The 25,139-nt window shown below is 58.7% G+C and carries 20 protein-coding genes; 9 read left to right on the top strand and 11 right to left on the bottom strand.

Translation table 11 applies throughout. The annotated features are described in order from the left end of the window. Window positions 1–10: 10 nt before the first annotated feature. The 7 genes from AO068_RS18095 to AO068_RS18125 form a co-directional block, all read right to left on the bottom strand. Window positions 11–244, bottom strand: a complete 234-nt coding sequence (locus AO068_RS18095) for a hypothetical protein (protein WP_002554102.1) — start codon at window positions 242–244, stop codon at window positions 11–13. Window positions 245–305: 61 nt separating this feature from the next. Further along, complete coding sequence (locus tag AO068_RS18100; RefSeq protein ID WP_058401591.1) at window positions 306–827, bottom strand: DUF6586 family protein; 522 nt, start codon at window positions 825–827, stop codon at window positions 306–308. Window positions 828–949: 122 nt separating this feature from the next. Next, window positions 950–3,562, bottom strand: coding sequence for a type I DNA topoisomerase (topA, locus tag AO068_RS18105; protein WP_058409051.1), 2,613 nt, complete (start codon window positions 3,560–3,562; stop codon window positions 950–952). Window positions 3,563–3,676: 114 nt separating this feature from the next. Beyond that, on the bottom strand, window positions 3,677–3,913 hold the full coding sequence (locus tag AO068_RS18110) for a DUF1653 domain-containing protein (RefSeq protein ID WP_004656893.1): 237 nt from the start codon (window positions 3,911–3,913) through the stop codon (window positions 3,677–3,679). 105 nt (window positions 3,914–4,018) lie between these two features. Further along, window positions 4,019–5,194, bottom strand: a complete 1,176-nt coding sequence (gene fadA / locus AO068_RS18115) for an acetyl-CoA C-acyltransferase FadA (RefSeq protein ID WP_004656895.1) — start codon at window positions 5,192–5,194, stop codon at window positions 4,019–4,021. Between the two features lie 4 nt (window positions 5,195–5,198). Then, window positions 5,199–7,364, bottom strand: coding sequence for a fatty acid oxidation complex subunit alpha FadB (gene fadB / locus AO068_RS18120; protein ID WP_058409052.1), 2,166 nt, complete (start codon window positions 7,362–7,364; stop codon window positions 5,199–5,201). Between the two features lie 651 nt (window positions 7,365–8,015). Next, on the bottom strand, window positions 8,016–8,453 hold the full coding sequence (locus AO068_RS18125) for a hypothetical protein (protein WP_058409053.1): 438 nt from the start codon (window positions 8,451–8,453) through the stop codon (window positions 8,016–8,018). A gap of 131 nt (window positions 8,454–8,584) precedes the next feature. Here AO068_RS18125 and AO068_RS18130 point away from each other — a divergent pair, with 131 nt between their 5' ends. Beyond that, on the top strand, window positions 8,585–9,025 hold the full coding sequence (locus AO068_RS18130; protein ID WP_058409054.1) for a universal stress protein: 441 nt from the start codon (window positions 8,585–8,587) through the stop codon (window positions 9,023–9,025). A gap of 67 nt (window positions 9,026–9,092) precedes the next feature. Here AO068_RS18130 and AO068_RS18135 read toward each other — a convergent pair whose 3' ends face one another. Beyond that, complete coding sequence (locus AO068_RS18135) at window positions 9,093–11,003, bottom strand: ATP-binding cassette domain-containing protein (protein WP_002554111.1); 1,911 nt, start codon at window positions 11,001–11,003, stop codon at window positions 9,093–9,095. 204 nt (window positions 11,004–11,207) lie between these two features. On the opposite strand from AO068_RS18135, the gene AO068_RS18140 reads away from it, so the two are divergent. Next, on the top strand, window positions 11,208–13,136 hold the full coding sequence (locus tag AO068_RS18140; protein WP_044323047.1) for a transglycosylase SLT domain-containing protein: 1,929 nt from the start codon (window positions 11,208–11,210) through the stop codon (window positions 13,134–13,136). A 48-nt stretch (window positions 13,137–13,184) separates the two neighbouring features. On the opposite strand, the gene AO068_RS18145 is transcribed toward AO068_RS18140, so the two are convergent. Together AO068_RS18145 and AO068_RS18150 are read right to left on the bottom strand one after the other, a co-directional pair. Then, window positions 13,185–13,994: an MOSC domain-containing protein gene (locus AO068_RS18145; RefSeq protein WP_058409055.1), complete on the bottom strand. Its 810-nt coding sequence runs from the start codon at window positions 13,992–13,994 to the stop codon at window positions 13,185–13,187. 102 nt (window positions 13,995–14,096) lie between these two features. Further along, window positions 14,097–15,023 (bottom strand): chemotaxis protein CheV, encoded by a 927-nt coding sequence (locus tag AO068_RS18150; RefSeq protein ID WP_002554114.1) that lies wholly within the window; start codon window positions 15,021–15,023, stop codon window positions 14,097–14,099. 450 nt (window positions 15,024–15,473) lie between these two features. Here AO068_RS18150 and AO068_RS18155 point away from each other — a divergent pair, with 450 nt between their 5' ends. Further along, window positions 15,474–15,905, top strand: coding sequence for a hypothetical protein (locus tag AO068_RS18155; protein WP_058401586.1), 432 nt, complete (start codon window positions 15,474–15,476; stop codon window positions 15,903–15,905). 155 nt (window positions 15,906–16,060) lie between these two features. Next, window positions 16,061–16,723, top strand: a complete 663-nt coding sequence (locus AO068_RS18160) for a response regulator (protein WP_058409056.1) — start codon at window positions 16,061–16,063, stop codon at window positions 16,721–16,723. Here the strand turns inward: AO068_RS18160 and yegS are convergent. Further along, on the bottom strand, window positions 16,707–17,624 hold the full coding sequence (gene yegS, locus AO068_RS18165; RefSeq protein WP_002554118.1) for a lipid kinase YegS: 918 nt from the start codon (window positions 17,622–17,624) through the stop codon (window positions 16,707–16,709). The genes AO068_RS18160 and yegS overlap by 17 nt on opposite strands. Window positions 17,625–18,146: 522 nt before the next feature. Here yegS and AO068_RS18170 point away from each other — a divergent pair. From AO068_RS18170 to AO068_RS18190, 5 genes are all read left to right on the top strand, one after another. Continuing rightward, the gene (locus AO068_RS18170) at window positions 18,147–19,583 is read left to right on the top strand and encodes an undecaprenyl-phosphate glucose phosphotransferase (protein ID WP_054077753.1); all 1,437 of its coding nucleotides are present in this window, start codon (window positions 18,147–18,149) and stop codon (window positions 19,581–19,583) included. After that, complete coding sequence (locus tag AO068_RS18175; RefSeq protein WP_058409057.1) at window positions 19,583–21,040, top strand: mannose-1-phosphate guanylyltransferase/mannose-6-phosphate isomerase; 1,458 nt, start codon at window positions 19,583–19,585, stop codon at window positions 21,038–21,040. The genes AO068_RS18170 and AO068_RS18175 overlap by 1 nt, the downstream gene beginning before the upstream one ends. 131 nt (window positions 21,041–21,171) lie before the next feature. Then, window positions 21,172–21,951: a polysaccharide biosynthesis/export family protein gene (locus tag AO068_RS18180; RefSeq protein ID WP_004656922.1), complete on the top strand. Its 780-nt coding sequence runs from the start codon at window positions 21,172–21,174 to the stop codon at window positions 21,949–21,951. A 17-nt stretch (window positions 21,952–21,968) separates the two neighbouring features. Then, entirely contained in the window at window positions 21,969–23,960 is a 1,992-nt protein-coding gene (locus tag AO068_RS18185; RefSeq protein ID WP_058409058.1) for a GumC family protein, read from the top strand. Beyond that, on the top strand, window positions 23,960–25,138 hold the full coding sequence (locus tag AO068_RS18190; RefSeq protein ID WP_058409059.1) for a glycosyltransferase: 1,179 nt from the start codon (window positions 23,960–23,962) through the stop codon (window positions 25,136–25,138). The genes AO068_RS18185 and AO068_RS18190 overlap by 1 nt, the downstream gene beginning before the upstream one ends. Window position 25,139 lies beyond the last annotated feature (1 nt).

Consider the following 25,139-nt stretch of genomic DNA (forward strand, 5'->3'; position numbering starts at 1 on the left):
CGGTCGTCGATCAGTGCAGAACGTGGGGTACGTCATCCTTCTCGACTTCGCCCTCTGCCAGACGGCCAGCCATCTGCACACCCACACTCAACATGGCCTTGGCGACTTCAACATGCTGACCTTGCATGAACGCTTTGGCATCCGCAGAGAAATCAAGTGTAACCAGAGAACCCTCGTCATCGGCACGACGCAGCTCAATACGTCCGTCAGGCAGTTCGACAATTTCCAGGAAAGAGGTAGGCATTACAGTTACTCCGCAAGAGGCGGGCATTGTAACAGCCTGCCAGCCTGCACTTCATTGGTTTTCAGCACTCGCTCAGGCCTTCACGAAAACGGATGGCCAACCCTTTGAGTTGTTGACGCCAATTTTCAAGCTCTTCACGTGTCAGTTCAGACTCCGGCTCGGCGTCCAGGTTCACTGCCTGTATCATCGGCTGCGTAACATCACCCTTGAGCTTTTTCGGTGCCCGTGGCGGCTCGTACAACGCGTTATAGGCCGTCAGCAACTGCGCCAGCCATGTCTGGCGGTTCTGGGCAAGCTCTACCAGCTCGGCCATTTCGGGAATTGCGATGGCGTTCAGCACTTCCGGAGTCAACAAGTCCTCCGCACGACGCGCGCCAGCCTGAGGCAGGCGGTAGAACCCTGCAATCTCGTGGCACAAGCCCAGCAGCGCGCCATACAGATGAAACAGAGCCGACTCACGCTCGGCCTGCAACAACGCAGGGGCGTTGACCGCCTGCCCCTTCTCCGCCTTCCCCAACGCTTCGAGCGCAAGCCCTGCGAAATAGATCTTCTGGTTGGTACGGGTATAGAGCTCATGAGCCATGGCGAGACTCTCCATAACAATGGGATAGAGAACAGCATAGCCTTTGGCGCCGGAACAGTCTGGCACCGCAGGCCGTACCTATAGAAAACAGCGCCCGACCCGTTTGCGTCGGGCGCTTGCGATCAACGCTTGTCTTCAACCTTCCAGGCGCTGCCGTCGTAGAACGCACGCCAGCCCGTAGGCTTGCCCTCTACTTCGGTCTGGACATACTGCTCTTTGGTCTTGCGACTGTAACGGATCACTGTCGGACGACCGTCCGGATCCTTCTTCGGCGCTTCGCAAAGGAAGTGGTACTTGGGATCGATTTCGTCCTTGTGCGGCGCGATTTCGATAACCAGCGGGGCGCGGGTTTCACGGTTTTTCGGGAACTGGCTGGCAGCCAGGAACAGGCCCGAAGCGCCGTCACGCAGAATGTAGGTATCGTCGACCTTGTCGCACTTGAGCTCCGGCATCTTCACCGGGTCCATTTTCGGCGGTGCTGCGTCGCCGCTTTTCAGCAATTTGCGAGTGTTCTTGCACTCGGGATTGGTACAGCCGAAGAACTTGCCGAAACGACCGGTCTTGAGCTGCATCTCGCTGCCGCACTTGTCGCATTCCAGACTCGGACCTTCGTAGCCTTTGATCCGGTAAGTGCCTTCCTCGATCTCGTAACCCGTGCAATCGGGGTTATTGCCGCAAATGTGCAATTTGTGCTTTTCGTCGAGCAGATACGCGTCCATCGCCGTGCTGCAGATCGGGCAGCGATGCTTGCCACGCAGAACCCGCGACTCGGACTCGCCCTCGTCATCGTCGGCAATCTCGTCGCCGGGGGTCAGATTGACAGTCGCCTTGCAGCGCTCCTTGGGTGGCAGGCTGTAGCCGGAGCAACCCAGAAACACGCCTGTCGAGGCGGTACGGATCTGCATCGGGCGGCCGCACACCTTGCACGGGATATCGGTCATTACCGGCTGGTTGGCACGCATGCCACTGTCCGGGGCTTCTGCCACGTCCAGCTTCTTGCGGAAATCGCCGTAAAACTCGTCCAGGACGTTTTTCCAGTCGCGCTGCCCCTTGGCCACGTCGTCGAGGTTTTCTTCCATCCCGGCAGTGAAGCCGTAGTCCATCAGGTTGGAAAAGCTTTCGGACAAACGTCCGGTGACGATATCGCCCATTTTTTCCGAGTAGAAGCGGCGATTATGCAGCGCCACGTAGCCACGGTCCTGAATGGTCGAAATGATCGCGGCGTAGGTCGACGGGCGACCGATACCGCGCTTTTCCATTTCCTTGACCAGACTGGCTTCGGAATAACGCGCTGGCGGCTTGGTGAAGTGCTGGCTGGGGTCGAGCTTGTTCAGCTTCAGCGCTTCGCCCTGCGCCATGTCCGGCAGAACGTCGTCATCGCCCGGCTTGGCCATCTGTGGCAACGCACGGGTATAGCCGTCGAACTTGAGGATGCGACCCTTGGCACGCAGCTCGAAGTCGCTTGCGGCGACCGTGACGGTGGTCGACAGGTATTGTGCAGGCAGCATCTGGCAAGCCACGAACTGGCGCCAGATCAACTCGTAAAGGCGCTCGGCGTCACGCTCCATCCCTGCCAGCTTGGTCGGGTGGGTATTGACGTCGGAAGGTCGAATCGCTTCGTGAGCCTCTTGCGCGCCTTCCTTGCTGCTGTAGACGTTGGGCGACTCCGGCAGGTACTTCTTGCCGAACTCAGTTTCGATATAGTCACGCGCCATGCTTACCGCGTCGGCCGACAGATTGGTCGAGTCGGTACGCATGTAGGTGATGTAACCCGCTTCATACAAGCGCTGGGCCATCATCATGGTTTTCTTGACGCCGAAGCCCAGACGGTTGCTCGCCGCCTGCTGCAGGGTCGAGGTGATGAACGGCGCCGATGGCTTGCTGCTGGTCGGCTTGTCTTCACGCTTGACGATGCTGTAGCTGGACGCCTTGAGCTTTTCAAGGGCCGCCATGGCCTGGGTTTCGTTCAGCGGCTTGAACGCTTCGCCGTTTTCACGCGCCACTTCGAACCGCACATTGGCGCCCTTGGCGGTGCCCAGATCGGCGTGAATTTCCCAGTATTCTTCAGGGTTGAACGCGCGAATTTCGCGCTCACGCTCCACCACCAGCTTCACCGCAACCGACTGCACGCGACCGGCAGACAAACCACGGGCCACTTTCTGCCAGAGCAACGGCGAGACCATGTAGCCTACGACGCGGTCAAGGAAACGACGCGCCTGCTGAGCGTTGACGCGGGCAATGTCCAGTTCGCCTGGCTTGGAAAACGCTTCCTGAATGGCTTTCTTGGTGATCTCGTTGAACACCACGCGCTTGTAGCGGCTGTCATCCCCGCCGATGGCTTCGCGCAGGTGCCAGGCAATGGCTTCCCCTTCGCGGTCCAAGTCCGTCGCGAGATAGATGGTGTCGGCATCCTTGGCCAGCTTGCGCAGCTCTTCAATGACCTTTTCCTTGCCAGGAAGGATCTCGTACTTGGCCTTCCAGCCATGTTCCGGATCGACTCCCATGCGCGAGACCAGCTGGCGCTGCGCCTTTTCTTTAGGCGTCAGTACCGGGCCCTCGCCCGCAGCAGCCTTGCCACGCTTGGCGGCAGGGTCTTTGGCGGCACTAGCCGAACCGCTGGTGGGCAGGTCTCGGATATGGCCGATACTCGACTTCACCACGTACTGGTTGCCCAAATACTTGTTGATGGTCTTGGCCTTAGCCGGGGATTCCACGATGACCAGCGATTTGCCCATGGATCAGAAAATTCCTGAATAACTAGATGAAAGACAGTGAGGAGCTTGTAAAGGCCACGCTATATATAGTGGCTACAAGGTGAGGTCAAGCACAGCCTGTTGTGCAATTCCTTCTCACGTTGGTGAAAACAGGCTGGGTTCAGCCTCAACCAGAGCAAAGCGCGGGACGTGCTCGCCGTCAACCTCGACCGACTCCAGAAACATGCTCAAGGGACGCACCCACATCCCGAAATCGCCGTACAGAGCCTGATAGAACACGACTTCCTCTTCGGTTTCGGAATGCCTGGCAACACTGAAAACCCGGTACTGCGGGCCTTTGTAATGGCGATAGAGCCCTGGTTGCAGTTGCATGCTGCGGTCCTCTTGTAACACGTTCAAAAAATTTGGCTGAAGAAACCTTTTTTTCAAAAAACAAAAGCCGGGGCACCAAGCCCCGGCTCGCATCACACACAGGAATCAGACGCGTTCGAAAACGGTCGCGATGCCCTGCCCCAGACCAATACACATGGTAGACACACCGAAGGTGCCGCCATTTTGCTTCATGACATTGAGCAAGGTGCCGGAGATGCGCGCGCCGGAACACCCAAACGGATGACCCAGAGCGATGGCGCCGCCGTGCAGGTTAACCTTCTCGTTCATCTTGTCGAGCACTTTCAAATCTTTCAACACCGGCAAGGCCTGTGCAGCGAAGGCTTCGTTGAGCTCGATGAAGTCGATATCGGCGATCGTCAGGCCTGCACGCTTGAGCGCTTTCTGAGTTGCCGGAACCGGACCATAGCCCATGATCGCTGGGTCGACACCGGCCACGGCCATCGAGCGAATCACCGCCAGAGGCTGGATACCGAGGTCCTGGGCGCGCTGCGCCGACATGACAATCATGCACGACGCACCGTCAGTGATCTGCGAGGACGTACCGGCAGTCACGGTGCCACCTTTTGGATTGAACGCCGGCTTGAGCGCGGCGAGACTTTCCAGGGTGGTGTCCGGACGAATGGTCTCATCGTAGTCAAAGACCTTGAGGAAGCCGTTCTCGTCATACCCCTGCATCGGGATGATCTCATCCTTGAACTTGCCTTCCAGCGTCGCCTTGTGGGCCAACTGGTGGGAACGCAGGCCGAAGGCATCCTGCTGCTCGCGGGTAATGCCATGCATTTTGCCGAGCATTTCAGCGGTCAGGCCCATCATTCCGGAGGCTTTGGCAGCGTGCAGGGACATGTGCGGGTTCGGGTCCACGCCATGCATCATGCTGACGTGGCCCATGTGCTCCACACCACCGATGACGAACACGTCACCGTTGTTGGTCATGATCGCCTGCGCAGCGGTGTGCAGCGCGCTCATGGACGAACCACACAGACGGCTGACCGTCTGGGCGGCCGAGGTGTGCGGGATCTGGGTCAGCAATGACGCCATGCGCGCGATATTCCAGCCCTGCTCCAGGGTCTGGTTGACACAGCCCCAGATCACGTCCTCGACTTCAGCCGGATCAACCTTGTTGTTGCGCTCGAGCAATTTGCTGATCAAATGCGCGGACATGTCTTCAGCGCGGGTGTTGCGGTGCATGCCGCCCTTGGAGCGACCCATCGGGGTACGACCGAAGTCGACAATCACGACGTCTCTTGGATTAAGGCTCATTCGTTCATTCCTCGGAAGACGCTTGACCGAAGAAGCTCTGGCCTTTACTGGCCATTTCACGCAGCTTCGCGGTCGGTTGATACAGGGCACCCAGCTCGGCGTATTGGTCAGCCAGGGTAACGAATTCGGCAACACCGATGGAGTCGATGTAGCGCAGCGCACCGCCACGGAATGGAGGGAAACCAATACCGTAGATCAGGCCCATGTCGGCTTCGGCAGCGGTTTCGACGATGCCGTCTTCCAGGCAGCGAACCGTTTCCAGGCACAACGGGATCATCATCCAGTTGATGATGTCTTCATCACTCACTTCACGCTGTTCGTAGACGATCGGCTTGAGCACATCCAGCACAGCCGGGTCATTGACCTTCTTGGGCTTGCCCTTCTTGTCGGTCTCGTAGGCGTAGAAACCCTTGCCGTTCTTCTGCCCCAGACGATTGGCTTCGTACAGCGCATCAACTGCAGAGCGGCGATCATCCTTCATCCGGTCAGGGAAACCTTCGGCCATGACATCACGGCCATGGTGGCCGGTGTCGATACCGACAACGTCCATCAGGTAGGCAGGCCCCATCGGCCAGCCGAATTTCTCCATGACCTTGTCGATGCGCACGAAGTCCACGCCTGCGCTGACCAGCCTGGCGAAACCGCCGAAGTACGGAAACAGCACGCGGTTGACCAGAAAGCCCGGGCAGTCGTTGACCACAATCGGGTTCTTGCCCATTTTCCTGGCGTAGGCAACGGTCGTAGCGACCGCTTCTTCGCTGGACTTCTCGCCACGAATCACTTCCACCAGCGGCATCATGTGCACCGGGTTGAAGAAGTGCATGCCGACGAAGTTTTCCGGACGCTTGAGGGCCTTGGCCAACAGGCTGATCGAGATGGTCGAAGTGTTGGACGCCAGAATAGTGTGCTCACCCACATTGGCTTCGACTTCCGCCAGTACCGCCTGCTTGACCTTCGGGTTTTCGACAACCGCTTCGACCACCAGGTCGACGTTGCCGAAATCGCCGTAGGAAAGCGTAGGACGAATCGCGTTAAGCGCTTCGGCCATCTTCGCCGCAGTCAGACGGCCTTTTTCCAGACGACCACCAAGCAGTTTGGAGGCTTCGTTCAGACCCAGCTGAATGGCTTCTTCGCGGATATCCTTCATCAGGATCGGCGTGCCCTTGACTGCCGACTGATAGGCAATGCCGCCGCCCATGATCCCGGCGCCCAGTACGGCGGCCTGTTTCACGTCCTTGGCGACTGCGTCGTAGCCCTTGGCTTTCTTTTTCAGTTCCTGATCGTTCAGAAACAGACCGATAAGGCTCTGCGCAGCAGATGTCTTGGCCATTTTCACGAAACCGGCGGCTTCGACTTCCAGCGCCTTGTCACGACCGAAATTGGCGGCTTTCTGGATGGTCTTGATGGCCTCGACCGGTGCCGGATAGTTCGGTCCGGCCTGACCTGCGACAAAACCTTTGGCGGTTTCGAATGCCATCATCTGCTCGATGGCATTGAGCTTGAGCTTGTCCAGCTTGGGCTGGCGCTTGGCCTTGTAGTCGAACTCGCCGGAAATTGCGCGCTGAATCAGGTCAAGCGCTGCGGCCTGAAGCTTCTCGGGGGCGACTACCGCATCAACGGCACCGACCTTCAGAGCATCCTCTGCGGAGTTTTCCTTGCCTGACGCGATCCATTCGATTGCGTTGTCAGCACCGATGATGCGCGGCAAACGCACAGTACCGCCGAAACCCGGGTATAGCCCCAGCTTGACTTCGGGCAGACCGATGCGCGCACTGCTGGAGATGACCCGATAGTCTGCGGCCAGGCACATTTCCAGACCGCCGCCCAGCGCAATACCGTTGATAGCGACAACGGTGGGCACGCCCAGATCTTCGAAGTCGCTGAAAATCCTGTTGGCCTGCAGATTGCCCGCAACCAGTTCGGCTTCCGGCAACTTGAAGTTGTCGACGAACTCGGTGATGTCGGCACCGACAATGAATACGTCCTTGCCACTGCTGACGATAACGCCCTTGACCGAGGCATCGGCCTTGATCGCATCGACTGCCTGACGCAATTCGTTGAGGGTGAGGCGGTTGAACTTGTTGACGGACTCACCCTTGAGATCGAAATTCAATTCGACGATGCCACTTTCAAGAGCCTTAACCGTGATGGCTTTACCTTCGTAAATCATCAACTGATCTCCACAATATGGAAGCTGAACAATACCCGCCGGACATTAATGTCCGACGGGGCTACGACGTCGCCGTCGATGAACTCGCCAAATCACACGTTTACCCGCCGCGACGTGGTAGCCAGGATTCTGTCAGAGCCTTCTGACGACCAAACGATCATTTCATACGCCCGTTTGATTTGGGTACGCACACCATCAGGCATAACCGAGAGATTGTCAATTCGACAAAACACTCGAAAATATTCGTTTTCGCAGGAATATGCAGGCACTCCATAATGCCCACGCCTGTGTGCGATCCGCCATCATTCGCCAGCGTGATAGTAGCCGCACTCAGGTGCTGTAGCCTGATCTAGAGAGGGTGACACGAGGCAGCTGTAGGCCAGGAAAGCCAAGTGCGGACGCACCGCCTGAGGGCACGTACAAAAAATATTTGCAGGAATCGCGACAAAATGGAGCAAAAGGGCTAGAGTCGCAACACTGCGCCACAAGAGGCTCGCAATGCAGCTGATTTGCGGGTGCGCAACAGCGAAGGCCGACATGGCAGCGAAAGCCTGTCGGCACGCGACGAATTATCGGCCTGCCTGGCCAACCCCGGCCCGATGTTGTTATCGGGCTTTTTAATGCCTGCGATTTAATGCCTTTGATTCAGGCTCAGGCCAATTCCTTGAGCAGCTTATCAATACGCTGCAACACTTCTGCCTCGCCCCGCTCCGCCCAGTACACGGCAACCATCTGCCCGTCAGCCTCAACCTTGTAGGCATCTGTGGGCAACGCCTGCAGATGAGGCAGCACTTTTTGATCTTCGCAGACCTCACGCCAGCGGTTGCGCCAGACGCCTGGCTCGCTCTGCCAGTAAACCCAGGCATCTGCATGCGAGCCCAGGCGCGGGCGGTGGTACTGTGCGCAAGGGCTTGGCGGCTCTTTCGTCAGCCAGTGCGGCCACTCTTGCGGGGCAAGCTGCATACCCATTCCCAGACGGCGCGCCTCCATGCGCAATGCCATCCTGCCGCTCTGATGACGCGACGGGCGCAACCACACAAGCGGGCTCAGCATCACACCAATGATTGACAGGACTATCCAGACCGTCATATTTCTTGCCCCCAAGCCGATTTCGGACTTCTCACAACATTTTTGAAAACAATGGCTTGCACAAGGGTCTGCCCAGATGCGAACGAAAGAGCCATACTCCCACCATCGCAATGTTCCCGGAGGACACCCTCATGCCATACGAACACATTCTGGTTGCTATTGACCTCACCGATGAGTGTGACCCGGTCATCCGTCGCGCCAGCTTGCTGGCCAAGGCCAGCGAAGCAAAACTGTCGGTCGTGCACATCGTCGAACCAATCGCCATGGCGTTCGGCGGTGACGTCCCGATGGACCTTTCGCAATTGCAACAGCAACAGATGGATCAGGCCCAGGAGAAGCTCGAAAAGCTTAAGGACAAGTACCCGCAGCTGAAAACCAGCGAAAACCACACAGTGATTGGTCAGCCACGGCAGGAAATCCACAAACTCGCCAAGAGCAAGGCTTGTGACCTGATCGTCGTCGGCAGCCATGGCCGCCACGGCCTGGCCTTGTTGCTTGGCTCCACTGCCAACGACGTCCTGCACGGCGCACCATGTGACGTGCTGGCAGTGAGCCTCAAAAAGCCCGAGTAATCTGGCCTGCTACAGCAAAAAGCCCGGTTACCCGGGCTTTTCTGCATCACACGAACGCGTCAGGCGATCACTCGTCCAGTTCGGCCCAGCGCTCCAGCAGCTTGTCCAGCTCAGCCTGCAGGTTTTCCAGTTGCGCCAGCACGGCAGCAGTCTGCTCCGCCGAACGCTGGTAAAAGCCCGGCTCGGCCATTTCTGCAGTCAGGACGGCCATCTTGCCTTCAACCTCATCGATCTGCGCAGGCAGCGCCTCCAGCTCGCGCTGAAGTTTGTAGCTGAGCTTCTTCTTGGCGACCGGCATGTCCTGCGCGGCAACCGGTGCGGCCTGCACCACAGCGCTGGCCAGTTCGGCCTTGCCCGACTTGGTGTCGGCAACACCCAGAAGACGCGGCGAACCGCCCTGACGCAGCCAGTCCTGATAACCGCCGACGTATTCGCGAACCTTGCCTTCACCTTCGAACACCAGAGTACTGGTGACGACGTTGTCGAGGAATGCCCGGTCGTGACTGACCATCAGCACGGTGCCTTTGAAGGTCAGCAGAACCTCTTCGAGCAGCTCCAGAGTTTCGACGTCCAGATCGTTGGTCGGTTCGTCGAGCACCAGCAGGTTGGCAGGCTTGCTGAACAACTTGGCCAGCAACAGACGGGCACGCTCGCCACCGGACAGCGCCTTGACTGGCGTGCGGGCACGTTGCGGGCTGAACAGGAAGTCACCCAGGTAACTCAGGACATGACGGCTCTGGCCATCGATGTCGATGAAGTCACGCCCTTCGGCAACGTTGTCGATCACAGTCTTTTCCAGGTCGAGCTGGTGACGCAACTGGTCGAAATAGGCCACATCCAGACGCGTACCGACTTCAACCTTGCCACCGGTCGGCTGCAGGTTGTCGAGCATCAGCTTGAGCAATGTGGTCTTGCCGGTGCCGTTCGCGCCGAGCAGACCGATACGGTCTTCGCGCTGCAGGACCATGGAGAAATCCTTGATCAACATCGGGCCACCCGGATGGGCAAAGCTGACGTTGTCGAGAACCATGACCTGCTTGCCGGATTTCTCGGCAGTATCGAGCTGGATATTGGCCTTGCCGGTACGTTCACGGCGCTCGCTACGCTCTACACGCAGCTCCTTCAGGGCACGCACGCGGCCTTCGTTACGGGTACGACGAGCCTTGATGCCCTGCCGGATCCAGACTTCTTCTTGGGCCAGACGCTTGTCGAACAGTGCGTTGGCAGTCTCTTCGGCTGCCAGTGCGGCTTCCTTGTGGACCAGGAAACTGGCGTAGTCGCCGTCCCAGTCGATCAAGCCACCACGGTCCAGCTCAAGAATACGGGTCGCAAGGTTTTGCAGGAATGCCCGGTCGTGCGTGATGAACAGCACCGCACCCTGGAAATCCTTGAGGGCTTCTTCAAGCCAGGCGATAGCGCCGATATCCAGGTGGTTGGTCGGCTCGTCGAGCAGCAACAGGTCGGGCTCGGAAACCAGCGCCTGAGCCAGCAGAACACGGCGACGCCAGCCACCGGACAACTCGGCCAGGGTCTTGTCGGCAGGCAACTGCAAGCGGCTGAGAGTGCTCTCGACCAACTGCTGCAGGCGCCAGCCATCACGGGCTTCGAGGTCCTGCTGAACATGCATCAGCTTGTTCAGGTCTTCCTCGGTGACGCAGTTCTGCGCCAGGTGGTGGTACTCGGCAAGCAAGGCACCGACGCCATCCAGACCTTCGGCCACCACGTCGAAGACAGTCCGTCCGTCGGCTACCGGCAATTCCTGGGGCAATTCGCCGATCTTGAGGCCGGGCGCACGCCAGACAGCCCCGTCATCAGGCTTCTGAACGCCTTTTACCAGCTTCAACATGCTGGATTTGCCTGTGCCGTTACGGCCGATGATGCACACCCGCTCACCACGGGCGATCTGCCAGGACACCTTGTCCAATAACGGCATGGCGCCGAAAGCAAGGGACACATCGCTGAATTTGAGCAGGGTCATGAGCTTCTCCAAAAACCGGGCGCGCATTCTACCTGAGATAACCGGCGGATGTCGGGAATCGTGGCACCCGTGACAACTTCCACATACCCTTCATAACCGACAATTATTTCCATATGAGACAAGCTTGTCGGCAATGCTTTCACCATGAGCTGGCAAAAGGCTAAGCTAGCAATACTTTTCACGACTCATCTGCTCGGAAGTCTCATGCGCAGTCGTTTGTTCAGCTTTTTATCGTGCCTGCTCCTCTCCACTACCGCCATCCAGACTGCTCATGCGGTAGACCTCAACCAACAACGCAAGTATTACGACGAAGCCAAGCGTGCGCTGGCCAAGGGCGATTCAGGCCCGTATCAGATGTACAGCACGGCGCTGGCCGATTATCCGCTGGAGCCTTACCTCGAATACGACGAGCTGACGGCTCGCCTGAAGACTGCCAGCAACGCGGAGATCGAGAAGTTTCTTGCCGAGCATGGTGACCTGCCGCAGGCCAACTGGATGAAGCTGCGCTGGTTGCGCTGGCTGGCGGAACGCGGTGACTGGCAACCGTTCGTCAAGTACTACGACCCGAAAATGAATTTCGTCGAACTGGATTGCCTGTACGGGCAATACCAGTTGAGCAACAACAAGCGCGCCGAAGGCTATGCCAGCGCAGAAAAACTGTGGATGACCGGCAAGACACTGCCAGCCGCCTGTGACGGCTTTTTCGCACAATGGGCAGCCGCAGGCCAATTGACGGAGCAGAAACGCTGGCAACGGGCCAAACTGGCCGCTCAGGCACGCAATTACAGCCTGGCCAACACGCTGGTCAACAGTCTCAATTCGCTGGCCCCGCAAGGTCGCCTGCTGCTGGCTGTCGCCCAGAAGCCGGAAATGGTCAACAACCCCGCACAGTTCGCGCCGGTGGATGAAGCCATGTCCGATGTAGTCGGCCTTGGCCTGCGCAGACTGGCCAAGGAGGACCCGCAAAAAGCCCTGTCGATGCTCGATGGCTACGCGGCAACCATGCACTTCTCCCGAGAAGAGCAGGTGGAAATTGCCAAGGAAATCGGCCTGACCCTGGCACGTCGCTATGACGACCGCGCCCTGGAGGTCATGACCCGATACGACCCGGAGTTGCGCGACAACACGGTTACCGAGTGGCGTATGCGTCTGCTGCTGCGGCTGGGTCGCTGGGAGGACGCCTACGAACTGGCGCGCCGACTGCCCAAGGACCTTGCTGCGACCAATCGCTGGCGTTACTGGGAAGCCCGCTCTCTGGAACTGGCGCAGCCCAACAGCCCGCTGATTGCCGCTCTGTACAAGGACGTGGCCAAAGAGCGTGACTTCTACGGGTTTCTGGCGGCCGACCGCACACAAAGCCCCTATCAGCTCAACAACAAGCCCCTGGTGCTCAGCCAGGCGCTGATCAACAAGGTACGCAACACACCCGGGGTGCGTCGCGCACTGGAGTTTCATGACCGCGGCGAGATCGTCGACGGGCGACGCGAGTGGTATCACGTCAGCCGCCTGTTCAACCGCGACGAAATGGTTGCCCAGGCTAAACTGGCCTACGACCTGAAATGGTATTTCCCGGCCATTCGCACGATCAGCCAGGCGCAATACTGGGATGATCTGGACATCCGCTTCCCGATGGCCCATCGCGACACGTTGGTACGCGAAGCCAAGGTGCGTGGCTTGCACTCAAGCTGGGTATTCGCCATTACGCGCCAGGAAAGCGCCTTCATGGATGACGCTCGCTCGGGCGTCGGCGCCAGCGGCCTGATGCAGTTGATGCCCGCCACCGCCAAGGAAACTGCCCGCAAGTTCAGCATTCCGCTGGCCTCGCCGCAGCAGGTGCTGGACCCGGACACCAACATTCAGTTGGGCGCCGCCTACCTGAGTTCGGTGCATGCCCAGTTCAACGGCAATCGCGTGCTTGCTTCAGCCGCCTACAACGCCGGGCCAGGCCGCGTACGCCAGTGGCTGAAAGGTGCCAATCACCTGGCCTTCGATGTCTGGGTAGAGAGCATTCCGTTCGATGAGACCCGCCAGTACGTACAGAACGTGCTGTCCTATTCGGTGATCTACGGCCAGAAGCTCAACTCGCCTCAGCCGCTGGTTGACTGGCACGAGCGGTTTTTCGACGATCAGTGACCGGTCGGCAGGAGTGTTTCTCAGAGCACTCCTGCCGCCACGCAACGCCTATTCCAGCACTTCGACCGGCATACCCACTTCAAGCTCGCCCAACCCCTCGTTGACCACGTTCTGGCCAAACAGCACGTTACCCTCCACTTCCCGGTAGGTCTTGAGCGTGGCGAAGGGCTCGCGATCCGGGCTGCGCTCGCCGGTAGCCGGGTCGATAGTGGTGAGAATGCAGCGCGCGCAAGGCTTGAGCAGCTGGAATTCGATGTCGCCGATACGGATGCGCTTCCAGCCATCCTCGGCAAAGGCCTCGGCCCCCTCAACCACCAGATTGGGCCTGAAGCGCAGCATTTCCAATGGCCTGCCCAGGCGGGTCGACAGGTCATCGAGCGAGCCCTGACCAATCAGCAGCAACGGGAAGCCATCGGCAAAACTCACCCGGTCGTTAATCGTCTGATAGCCCCCGGGCAGCCAGCGCGCACGCTCTGCCGGCAGATAAACCATGCGGGTGGGCTTGCCAATAAACCGGCTGACCCATTCGGCTGCCACATCGCCAGCGTCCGGCACCTGCAACGAATCACGCCAGACTGTCACGCCACGCAGGTTCGACTCGATGTCCAGCGGAACCGCGACGTCCAGAGGCTCGAAACCGGGTGCCGAAAGGGTTACGCCGCCGCTGGCATTCCACAACACCGTCAGTTGGGACATGTGCGACAGGGCGCGCTGGGTGAAGAACCGACCGTTGCTTTCGTCGACCAGCATCCAGCGTCGGTCCCCCGCCAACCCCAGCTGGTCGAACGACGCGCGTTGCAGCGTCTCCGCCTTGCAGGATTTGAGAGGGAAACGATAGAGAGAGCTGAGACGCAACATGAGAGCCGGTTCCTTTGATGGCGGGATAAGCTTTGACGAAGACATCAAAGCTTATCCGAAGCCGGAGCGGCAGGCATCCGCGATCAACAATCGCGCAAGGTATCAGCCAATCATCAAAAGACGTTCGCGCACTACCTCGACCAGCTTGTCGGGCTGGAATTTGGAGAGGAAGTTGTCGCAACCGACCTTCTTGACCATCGATTCGTTGAAGCTGCCGGACAACGAGGTGTGCAGAACGATGTACAGACTGCGCAAACGCGGATCGTTGCGAATCTCGGTGGTCAGGCGATAACCGTCCATTTCCGGCATTTCGGCATCGGTGAATACCATCAGCAGCTTTTCATGGACGTTTTCGCCCGCGTCCGCCCAGCCCTTGAGCATGTTCAGCGCCTTGAGACCGTCACTGGCCACGTGCAGCTTGAGGCCCAATTGAGACAGCGTGTCGCGCAACTGCGCCAGCGCCACCTTGGAGTCGTCGACCAGCAACACTTCACGACCACGGGCATTTTCCAGTACCGGGTCTTCGAGCTTTTCGCGGGACACCTTGGCGTTGTACGGCACGATCTCGGCAAGTACTTTTTCGACGTCGATGATTTCTACCAGCTGGTCATCGACCTTGCTGATGGCCGTCAGGTAATGCTGACGACCGGCGCTGGCCGGCGGCGGCATGATCGCATCCCAGTTCATGTTGACGATGCGGTCCACACCACCGACCAGGAAGGCCTGAACCGAGCGATTGTACTCGGTGACGATGATCGTGCTGCCAGGGCCCGGCACCAGCGGCCGCATACCGATGGCCTGGGAAAGATCGATCACCGGCAGGGTCTGGCCACGCAGGTTGACCACGCCGCAGACGAACGAGTGGCGTTGCGGCATGAGGGTCAGCTTGGGTAGCTGCAATACTTCCTGGACCTTGAACACGTTGATCGCAAACAATTGCCGACCGGCAAGGCGAAACATGAGGATTTCCAGGCGATTCTCGCCCACCAGTTGTGTGCGCTGATCTACTGTGTCGAGAATGCCTGCCATTATTAGCTCCTGAAGCAATGGTCACGATGAGTCTGTTGAGCCTGTATCGGCTGAAACCAGCCGGACCTTAATAGCGATGAAAGGCTATCCTCAGCATTGATGTCACTTTACCATCATGGTTTACTGGTGTCGCTTTCCAGCCAGACAAATACGACGATGGGCGCGTCCTGGAAAAACCTGAACATACCCCGTCGCTCAAGGTAAAAATCAAAGAACCACAAAAAGTCAATCGGGGATAACCTGATATGATCGACATCTAATTGCCACTATTGTGACGCCATTCTCAATACAAGAATGGCGTCAGGTTCGTGTCCGCTTTTCAAACCTTGTAATCAAGCGGCGCTGGCAACATTCAGAAATGCCCTACATACTTTTGTTTGAAATCGACATTAACTGTCAGCCATTCGCCGCGGGCGGAAGTTCGCTATCCATGATCAGTGGAGACAAAGGATGCTGAGCAACAACGATTGGCAGCATAAGCACGACCAGTTCCTGAGCACCTCTCAGGCACTTCTGTACAAGTCGGAAGAATGTCTTTCGCACCTTGAGTTGATCCCCAACGACGAGGACGCCACCGGCTGCCTTCTGACCACCCTGCGCACGCTGGCCCAGGAGGCGGAAGCCGCGCCTGTGCCGTGCATTGCCGAGTTTTCACGTCAGCTGTGTCAATTATTGAAAAGCGGTGGCCAGGCCAACGAACTCTCACAGGAAACCCTGCTGACCGTTAAAAACTGCCTGATGCTCATGTCCTGGCAGGTCGAGCTTCTCGATCCGCAAACGGGTGAGTTGACGATGGACAACAACGAACAGCTGGAGCTGTTGGAAAAACTGGCAAGCGCCTCCTCGCAATCGGCACTGACGAAGGATGCAACCCAACGATAACGCTCGACTGTCGGGCATTACACCGCAATGTCAGTGAAGTGATGTTGTCACGTCAGCGTTTTCCGTCCATTGTCTTCACTGCTTTCAAATCGTCTTAAAGGTTGACCAGGGACTGAACGCACGCCTCGGCGGTCCCATCTACACAAGAAGCCACAATGACCTGCAATCTGTTACTGGTCGACGACCACTCCCTGATCAGAGCCGGCGTGCGAGCGCTGGTTGCAGACATGCCGGGCTATGCCATTCTCGGTGAAGGGGCGGACGGCGCGCAGTTGTCGAGCCTGGCGCAGCGACTCAAGCCCGATATCATCCTGCTCGATATCTGGATGAAGAGCGTCGACGGCCTTGAGGCGCTCGAGCAACTATTTAAAGTACAGCCACATTGCAAGGTCTTGATCCTGTCGATGCACACCGATCCGGACATGATCATGCGTGCGCTCGACATCGGGGCTCGCGGCTATCTGCTCAAGGACACCACCGCGACCGAACTGGAACAGGCACTGGAAGCGCTGCGCAACAACGAACGCTATCTGAGCCCGGCCATCGCTCATACCGTTATCGAGCGCGCCCTGCGCGGAACACGCTCGGACAGGGCCCAGGCGGCCAAGGAGCGGTATCACCTGACCGCTCGCCAGCTGGAAATCCTGCGTCTGATCGTGCGCGGCAAGTCCACGCGTGAGATTGCCGTCGGCCTGGGACTGAGCATCAAGACCATCGAGACCCACCGCTCCCAGGTCATGAAGCGGCTACAGATATTCGACGTCGCCGGGCTGGTACTGTTTTGCGTTCGCGAGCGGATTATCAGTCTGGACGATTGAGCATCGGTGCACGGCTCAGCACCGGAGAATCCGCCGGCAAATGCACCTGAAGCGCGCCCGGCCGCGCTTCGAAGCGCAGGTCCTCGCCAGACAACGGCTCACCATCTAGGTTGATGTCCAGACCCTGAGCCGACTTGAGCTCTACCCAGGGCAAACGCGCTCGAATGAACATGTTGTCGATGCCCAGCCCGCCTTCCAGCAGACTCCTCAGCGTGCCGACCACTTCCTGAGGCGCTGGCAGGATACTGATGTCGAGCAGACCGTCATCGGCCAGTGCGGTCGGGCACAGCTCGTGTCCACCGCCTGCCTGCCGGCCATTGCCGATACCCAGCGCCAGCAGGTCTCCACGCCAGTGGAAATCCGGCCCGGTGAGTTCGCCGTGGGCAGCATGCAGCTCGCTGAACCTTGTCAGACCGGTAAACAGATAGGCCGCGCCGCCCAATACCTTTTTCAGGTCTTCGGATGTGTTGGCCGTTACCTGACTGCCAAAGCCGCCGGTAGCCATGTTGAGGAACAGCTTGCCGCCAACTTCACCCAGATCAACGGCACGCGGTGCTACGTCCATCAGTTGCAGAGCCTTGGAGACCTCAAGAGGCACCCCGGCTGCGCGGGCAAAATCGTTGGCAGTGCCCAGCGGCAAAATAGTCAGGCTGGCTTGTGTTTCAGCCAGCGCCAGGGCCTCGGCGATATCTCGCAAGGTACCGTCACCACCGCCCGCCACGATATGCCGATGCCCGGCGGCCAGCGCTTCGCCAACCAGGCGCTGGGCATCGCCAGCTTCCCAGGTGAGCCTCACGTCCAGCTCCCAGCCCTGCTTGCGCTTGTCTGCAACGGCATCACGTACGTCTTCGTTGAGCGCCTGTTTACCGTGAAGAATGAGCATTGCCCTGCGTTGTGTCATGACACCTCCTCTGCCGAACCCTACGAATTGAAGCCTGCGAGCGACGCTCTTTCTGTAATCAGCGCCCGCATACATTTCGCACGACGCATGACTGTGACCCCGCACATGTCAAAAAGGCCCACCCGTCACAGAAATTTTTTTCACGTCATCAAGAACAGATCAACCCCCGCCAATACTGGGCAAAACCCGGAAGCAGAAGCTCTGGAGCAACGATTGCATCAGAGTTGGCACACTTTTGTACTGACGCTATTTGTTTCATGAGCTTTACTGACAGCAGGCCCCTCACTTGAGGGAAGTTTCATCTACAAATGGTTGAAAAGTCTTAAATAAAATTCGGAACAGGACGACATATATAAAGTGATATTCACAAAAGACAGTCCGGATTCGTCATGACCCCGACACGTAACTGGCTACGCTTGGACACTATCTGTGAACAGATGCCTATTTGAAGCTGCAAACGCATCATCGCAAAACGCCCAGGATCAGCAGGATCCAGACGCATACAGGGAGTAAGGGAGTTCTATGAGGTTGCAGCCGGTCGACAGTCTTTCGCTCACCCGCACCAGTCTGGTCGAATACTTTCTTTTCGGTATTCGCCTGGCCCATGGCATTGCCTGCATTCTGCCCGGCCTTGCAATCATGCTGCTGATCAAGCATGACGGCCCGGAAACACAACAGGGTTATATGACCATGCTGCTGTTTTTCGGCTTTGTCGGTGTGTTGGTGTTTCAGGCCATGGGCGTCTATTCCGAAGCGCTGTTCAGCAACGATCTGCGCATGGGCGCGCTGGCGGTTGCCTGGACCGCAGCCTTCGGGCTATTGCTGTTCATGCAACAGGCAATGGGGCTGTTCGGCTATCTCTCCCCTGAAGAATCGCTGATCTGGTACCTGACCAGCCTGGCGCTGTTCGGCATCATTCGTCTGCTGCTGTTGATGCTGTTCAAGCGTCAGATGCGCAAGGGGGTGTTCCTGCAACATGCCGTGATTCTGGGCGCGACGGAAAATGGCCTGCGCCTGGCCGAGTACCTGCTGGAACATCAGGACATCCGTTCGGGTGTCACCGGTTTTATCGACGACCGGATCGGTCGCATGCCCAAAACCGTGGCCAACCTGCCCCTGCTGGGCAATACCAGCGACCTGGAACGGCTGATTCGCGAAGAGAAAGTGACCCAAGTGCTGGTCGCCCTGCCCTGGACGGCGGAAAACCGCATGGATTACATCATTCGCGAACTGCGCAGGCTACCGGTCAACGTATTGCTGGTGCCGGACATGATTGCCTTCCGGCATACCCACAACCGCATTACCGAAGTGGCCCGGCTGCCGATGTTCAATGCATCGGATCTGCCGCTCAGTGGCTGGTCTCCGTTCATCAAGCGCGCCGAAGATATCGTTCTGTCGTCGCTCGCGTTGCTGGTGTTGTCACCGGTAATGCTGCTCGTCGCACTGGCGATCAAGCTCGACTCCCCAGGCCCGGTGTTTTTCCGTCAGAAGCGCTACGGCTACAACAATCGCCTGATCGAAGTATTCAAGTTCCGCTCCATGCATCAGCACCAGGCCGATGCAACGGCCGAGCGCCAGACCACCCGTGGCGACGCCAGAATCACGCGGGTCGGGCGCTTCATTCGCAAGACCAGCCTGGATGAACTGCCACAGCTGTTCAACGTAGCGGCAGGCAGCATGTCAATGGTCGGGCCACGCCCCCATGCAACGGCCACAAAGGCTGCAGGGATTTTGTTCGAGCAGGCAGTGAAAGAATACACGTCGCGCCACCGCGTCAAACCGGGGATCACCGGGCTGGCGCAGATTAACGGCTATCGTGGTGAAACCGACACCGTCGAAAAAATCGAAAAACGCGTCGAGTTCGATCTCGAGTACATCGAAAACTGGTCTGTCTGGTTCGACCTGTACATCCTTATGCGCACTGTGCCTGCAGTGCTATTCACTCGCGAGGCTTACTGATGAGTACGCTCATTCCCTGCATCATCGCCGGTGGCTCCGGCACCCGCCTGTGGCCAGTCTCGCGAGAAGCCATGCCCAAGCCGTTCATGCGCCTTCCCGACGGCCAGAGCCTGCTGCAGAAGACCTTCCTGCGTGCGGTCGGCCTGCCCGGAGTCGACCGCCTGCTGACGGTTACCAACCGGGAAGTGTACTTCCGCACGGTGGACGACTATCGCCAGTTGAACAAAGGCAATGCGCGCCTGGATTTCATCCTTGAGCCCTTCGGGCGCAACACCGCAGCCGCGGTCGCCGCCGCTGCGCTGCATGTCAGCCAGCTGTATGGCGATGACGTGCAGTTACTGGTATTGCCTGCCGATCACCTGATTACCAATGTCGAGGAATTCTCCAGAGCAGTGACTGCCGCGCAGAAGCTGGCCTCCGAGGGCTGGCTGGTGACCTTCGGCATCGTCCCGACCGCAGCGGAAACCGGTTTTGGCTACATCGAAAAAGGCCCGGCACTCAGTGCCGACGCCTGTCAGGTCGCCCGTTTTGTCGAAAAACCCGATGCAGTTACCGCCCAGGGCTATGTGGACGGTGGTCTGCATTTCTGGAACGCCGGGATGTTCTGCATGCGTGCCGATGCCGTGCTGCGCGAGCTGCGCACCCACGCGCCTGATGTGCTGAACGCGGTCAGCAACTGCCTGGAATCGAGCCCGCGCAAGGAAGGCAATCGTGAACTGCAGGTCGAACTGGACAGCGAATCGTTTGCTCTGACCCCGGACATTTCCATCGACTACGCACTGATGGAGCGTTCCGAAAAAGTTGCCGTGGTGCCCTGCCAGCTCGGCTGGAGTGATATCGGTTCCTGGCAGGCGGTGCGTGAGCTGTCTCCGGTCGATGCTCAAGGCAATTACTGCAATGGCGAAGCTGTGCTGCATGACGTCAGCAATTGCTACATCGACTCGCCCAAACGCCTGGTGGGCGCTATCGGCCTCGACAACCTGATCATCATCGACACCCCCGACGCCTTGCTGATCGCAGACGGACGCCGCAGTCAGGACGTCAAGATCATCGCTCAGGAGCTCAAGCGCCAGGGCCATGACGCCTACCGTCTGCACCGTACCGTCACCCGCCCGTGGGGCACCTACACGGTGCTCGAAGAAGGCAAGCGTTTCAAGATCAAGCGCATTGTCGTTCGCCCGCAAGCGTCACTCTCGTTGCAGATGCACCATCACCGCAGCGAACACTGGATCGTGGTCAGCGGCATGGCCACCGTCACCAATGGCGAGCGTGAATTCATGCTCGATACCAACGAGTCGACGTTCATCAAACCGGGGTTCACGCATCGGCTGGTCAACCCGGGCGTCATCGACCTGGTGATGATCGAGGTGCAGAGCGGTGAATACCTGGGCGAAGACGACATCGTGCGCTTTACCGACATTTACGGACGTGTGCCCGACAAGACGGTGAAGAGCTGATTCACGAGCGGCAGACGCCGCTTGATTCACTCGGTTTTCAATTGATAGCAACCGGAACAGGCAGTACCCGCCAACATGAATTTATTACCCGCAAGGGAGCCGTATTTGTGCTCGACAGGAGTTCAGGACCAATGAAAAGCATGATGCTGATCGCAAGCTTATTGCTGTTGAGTGCATGCAACACCCCGTCCAGGGTGGGCTTGCCAGATGACCGCGCGCAAATTGAAGCCGGTCAGGCGGCAGGTCGCGCACTGGCGGGCAAACCGCTGCCGCCGGAAAGAATCCGTCCTGGCGATACCCTGCGAATCGTGCGCAACAGTGGCGAGGCACCGTCGATTTCGGCGTTTACCGCCAACTCCATCTATGAGCTGACGCTGTTTCAGGTGCTCAATGACGGCACCTTTTCCTACCCTTACATCGGCACAGTCAAAGCAGCGGGCCTGACACTCCAGCAGTTGAATGACCTGCTGGAAAGCAAGCTGCAGAATGTCTACCGCGAGACGGCACTGACCATCAACATTTCCCAGTCACCGGGCAACACCGTGTTTGTCGGCGGCGCCGTACGTAACTCGGTAACGTTGCCGGTCAACGTTGCTACCAATCTCGATCAGGCGATTGTCGGCGCGGGCGGTGTGGCGCTGGATGCCGATGCCGGTCAGGTCGCGCTGCTGCGTCAGGAAGAAAACGGGCTCTACAAGACCTACTTCTTTGATTACAGCAAGTTTCTCTGGGCGGGCGGTGCGGGTGGCCCTACAGCGCCGGTGCTGCTCAAACGTGGCGATATCGTGTTCGTTCCCAAATCATCGGTCGGCAACAAGGTTGACGGCGTATCCCTGTATTTCAACCAGCTGATTCCCTTCGCGAAGTCGATCGGCCTGGGCATGAACTACGAGCTGCGCAACAACAATTAATTGTCAGGGAAACAGACATGATCAACATCCGCTCATTCCGCGACCTGCTGCGCCTGCTGTTCATTTTCAAGCGCGAAGTCAGGATCACCGTGCTGGCGACCTTCGCCATCATCCTTCTGGGCGCTTTTTTGCTCCCCAACCGCTACGAGTCCACTGCCTTGCTGCTGGTCAAGCCCGGCCGTGACAGCAGCACTGTGCCTATCGAACTGTCCGACCGTCAGTCTATCGTGATACCGAGCGGCCTGCGTGATCCGCTGCTCGACGAAGAGCGCATGCTCAGCGGGCGGCCGATCATGCGTGCAGTGTCCGAGAAATACCTCGCCGAGCTGTCTATGGTGCCGCCCGAAACCGGCGTCCTGGCCTCAGTGAAGAACGGCCTCAAGGCAGTCGTCGGGGCAGTCGCCAACGGTGTACGCAACGTTCTGCAATTTATCGGTCTGGTGGAGCATCGCTCGCAGGCCGAACGTCTGGCCGAGGATCTGGAGAAAAACTTCAAGGTCAGCCACGAACCGGGCTCGTCGGTGATGGAGCTGAGATTCACCTGGAACGACCCGGACATCGCCCAGACCGTGCTCAGGACGTGGATCACCGAGTATCAATTGCAACGTACCAAGACACTGGGCCGGGTCAGCCTGTACGCGTTCTATGAATCGGAAGTGCAGACGACCGGCGCGAACATCATCGAGTACAAGAAGCAAATCCAGAACTACCTGAACCAACTGAGCGCAGTGAGCATTTCCCAGCGCCTGGCGGATACCTCGCAGGGGCTCAACGACCTGCGTACCGAGCGCAACAACACAACCCGTTCCATTGCGTCTACCAAAGCCGGCCTGGACCTGCTGAAAAAGCAATTGGCAGAGCAACCCAAGACAGTTTCGGCAGGTCGCGAACTGGCGTTGAACCCCAATCGCCAGGACTTGCAGAACCGCATCAACGGCAAGGAAGTGGAGCGTCAGGAAATGCTCCGCTCGTTCAAGGAAGAGGCGCCGCCGATTCGTGCGATCAATGAGGAAGTCAGCAACCTCAAGAAGCTGCTCAAGGAACAGGAAGCCACCATCCAGCGCTCCGAAAGCATCACGCCCAACCCGATCTACAACCGCATGCAGAACGTATACGCCGATCAGCAGACCAGCTACGCGCGCCTGCAAACCCAGCTCGTCCAGCAAAATGCGCAGATCGCGCAGCTGGAAAGCGACCGCCAGCAGGCATTGAATCTGGAGCCGGAGCTTTCGCGCCTGCAGAACGAGCTGGATGCGGCCGAGAAGAGCTATGCGCTGTACAAGGACAGCCTGGAAAAATCGCGTATTGACCGTGAGCTGGACAACAGCCAGATCAGCAATATCGCGACCATTGAAGACGCCACCTTCAACCCCAGCCGGGTGTTCCCGAAAAGCCTGCTGATGCTGCTGCTGGCTTTTCCGCTGAGCCTTGTTGTGGGCGCTGTGGCGCTGTACTTCTTCTACCTGCTGGACCAGCGCATCCACGACGGCGACAAGATCGAGAGCAACTTTGGCGTCCCGGTCTGGACCAGTCTGCCCGACCTGGAGCGCGCTCAGGAGCGCAGTGCAGCCTTCACCTCCAATTTGCACCGGGTATACGGTATTTTGCCGCTCGATCAGGTAGATGAGCGCGGCCTGACCATCGGCTTCACCTCGGTCAAGTTCGGCGCAGGCGTGTCGTTCGTGATCGAGCGGCTGAGCACATTGCTGACCGAGCAGGGTCATCGGGTCCGCACCGAAGGCCGCGGCCCGGCCAGTCCTGGTGAAATCGTGCTGATCAACGCCTCGGCACTTTCCGCCAATCAGGATGCCTTTGTGCTGCTGCGCAAGGCTGACCTGATCGTGCTGGTGGTGCGTGCCGAAGACACCACCGTGCCGATGCTTGAGGACACCTTGAATAACCTCAATACCGCATTCAAGAAAGTCGACGGCATCATTATCAACCGCCGTCGTTTCGAGGTGCCGGAGCAGGTATTGAACTTCCTCAAGCGGATCGGGAGCCGAGGCTGATGCGCATTGCCCTGCTAGCGCCGCTGCCACCCGAGCAGAACGGCATCGCCGATTATGCCGGGCACCTGCGGCATGCGCTTGAAGGCATCGGCCTGCAGGTCAGCACACCGCTGCTGGGTGTCGGCAACGATCCACGTGCCGCAGAACAGCGTGTTGCCGAAACCGACTGGAGCGAGATCGATCTGGTCCATGCCGAACTGGGCGGCGGACGGCTGGCGGAGTTTCAGGCCCTGCGAGCCTTGCGTCGACGCTTCCCGAAGCTGCCGTTGACCGCGACAGTGCACGATCCCGAGCGGCTGGTGTGGCGGCGCGAGAAACTGCCGTGGCCCTTATCGATTGTCAGCGGCATGCGCTCACCGCTGCCGGAAATGGCAACGGTGCTGGCCGACCCGCTGTGCCTGCGTGAAGAACGGCAATTGGCACAGCACATGACCCGCCTGGTGACACTGACCCAAGCGGGCAGCCAGAGCCTGCGTCAGCGCATGGGGCTGAAAACCGCACAGATGGCGGTGATCAGTCACGGCAACGTCGCCATCGCTCCCGCCCCGTTACCGCCCTTGAAGCCCTTGCGTCTGCTGTATTTCGGCTTCATTTATCGCGGCAAGGGAATCGAAGACCTGCTTGATGCGCTGGCCAGCGTTTTCACCGCACAGCCTGCGTTGAGGTCGACCGTACGCCTGACCCTGGCTGGCGGCAGCGAGCCGGAAATGGCCTTCGGCCCGTCCGGCAGCTACCTGGAGCAACTGCGCCTGCGCATCCGCCAGCTAGGCCTTGTCGATCTGATCGACTGGCAACTGGACCTGCCTGCCGAGCAGATCCCGCAGGTGATCCAGGCTCATCACGTGATGGTTCTGCCTTATCGCGAATCGAGCAAACTGAAGATTCTCGGCAAGCTGCGCGGCACCAGCGGCGCGTTGTCATGGGCGGTGGCGTGTGGCAGGGGCGTGATTACTTCTGATGCACGCTCGTTTGCCGAAGAAGTCTCGCACGGCAACGGCATGATCTATCCGCAAGGCGATGTGGACGGACTGGCAAAGGCTCTGACGCAAGCTTGCGCGGATCCGGAGCTGGTCAAAAAATGGGCCGAAAACGCCTCGCACATGGGCAAGGCCAGAGTCTGGAGCCACACCGCAGAGCATTTTCGGGATGTATTCCGCCAGGCGTGCGAGGAGAAGTGAC

The sequence above is a fragment of the Pseudomonas sp. ICMP 3272 genome (genome assembly GCF_001466905.1).
Lineage (GTDB): Bacteria > Pseudomonadota > Gammaproteobacteria > Pseudomonadales > Pseudomonadaceae > Aquipseudomonas > Aquipseudomonas amygdali.

Bases quoted from the DNA above. Each gene is read 5' to 3' on its own strand.
- AO068_RS18095 (WP_002554102.1), bottom strand. From the start codon at position 244: ATGCCTACCTCTTTCCTGGAAATTGTCGAACTGCCTGACGGACGTATT.
- AO068_RS18100 (WP_058401591.1), bottom strand. From the start codon at position 827: ATGGCTCATGAGCTCTATACCCGTACCAACCAGAAGATCTATTTCGCA.
- topA (WP_058409051.1), bottom strand. From the start codon at position 3,562: ATGGGCAAATCGCTGGTCATCGTGGAATCCCCGGCTAAGGCCAAGACC.
- AO068_RS18110 (WP_004656893.1), bottom strand. From the start codon at position 3,913: ATGCAACTGCAACCAGGGCTCTATCGCCATTACAAAGGCCCGCAGTAC.
- fadA (WP_004656895.1), bottom strand. From the start codon at position 5,194: ATGAGCCTTAATCCAAGAGACGTCGTGATTGTCGACTTCGGTCGTACC.
- fadB (WP_058409052.1), bottom strand. From the start codon at position 7,364: ATGATTTACGAAGGTAAAGCCATCACGGTTAAGGCTCTTGAAAGTGGC.
- AO068_RS18125 (WP_058409053.1), bottom strand. From the start codon at position 8,453: ATGACGGTCTGGATAGTCCTGTCAATCATTGGTGTGATGCTGAGCCCG.
- AO068_RS18130 (WP_058409054.1), top strand. From the start codon at position 8,585: ATGCCATACGAACACATTCTGGTTGCTATTGACCTCACCGATGAGTGT.
- AO068_RS18135 (WP_002554111.1), bottom strand. From the start codon at position 11,003: ATGACCCTGCTCAAATTCAGCGATGTGTCCCTTGCTTTCGGCGCCATG.
- AO068_RS18140 (WP_044323047.1), top strand. From the start codon at position 11,208: ATGCGCAGTCGTTTGTTCAGCTTTTTATCGTGCCTGCTCCTCTCCACT.
- AO068_RS18145 (WP_058409055.1), bottom strand. From the start codon at position 13,994: ATGTTGCGTCTCAGCTCTCTCTATCGTTTCCCTCTCAAATCCTGCAAG.
- AO068_RS18150 (WP_002554114.1), bottom strand. From the start codon at position 15,023: ATGGCAGGCATTCTCGACACAGTAGATCAGCGCACACAACTGGTGGGC.
- AO068_RS18155 (WP_058401586.1), top strand. From the start codon at position 15,474: ATGCTGAGCAACAACGATTGGCAGCATAAGCACGACCAGTTCCTGAGC.
- AO068_RS18160 (WP_058409056.1), top strand. From the start codon at position 16,061: ATGACCTGCAATCTGTTACTGGTCGACGACCACTCCCTGATCAGAGCC.
- yegS (WP_002554118.1), bottom strand. From the start codon at position 17,624: ATGACACAACGCAGGGCAATGCTCATTCTTCACGGTAAACAGGCGCTC.
- AO068_RS18170 (WP_054077753.1), top strand. From the start codon at position 18,147: ATGAGGTTGCAGCCGGTCGACAGTCTTTCGCTCACCCGCACCAGTCTG.
- AO068_RS18175 (WP_058409057.1), top strand. From the start codon at position 19,583: ATGAGTACGCTCATTCCCTGCATCATCGCCGGTGGCTCCGGCACCCGC.
- AO068_RS18180 (WP_004656922.1), top strand. From the start codon at position 21,172: ATGAAAAGCATGATGCTGATCGCAAGCTTATTGCTGTTGAGTGCATGC.
- AO068_RS18185 (WP_058409058.1), top strand. From the start codon at position 21,969: ATGATCAACATCCGCTCATTCCGCGACCTGCTGCGCCTGCTGTTCATT.
- AO068_RS18190 (WP_058409059.1), top strand. From the start codon at position 23,960: ATGCGCATTGCCCTGCTAGCGCCGCTGCCACCCGAGCAGAACGGCATC.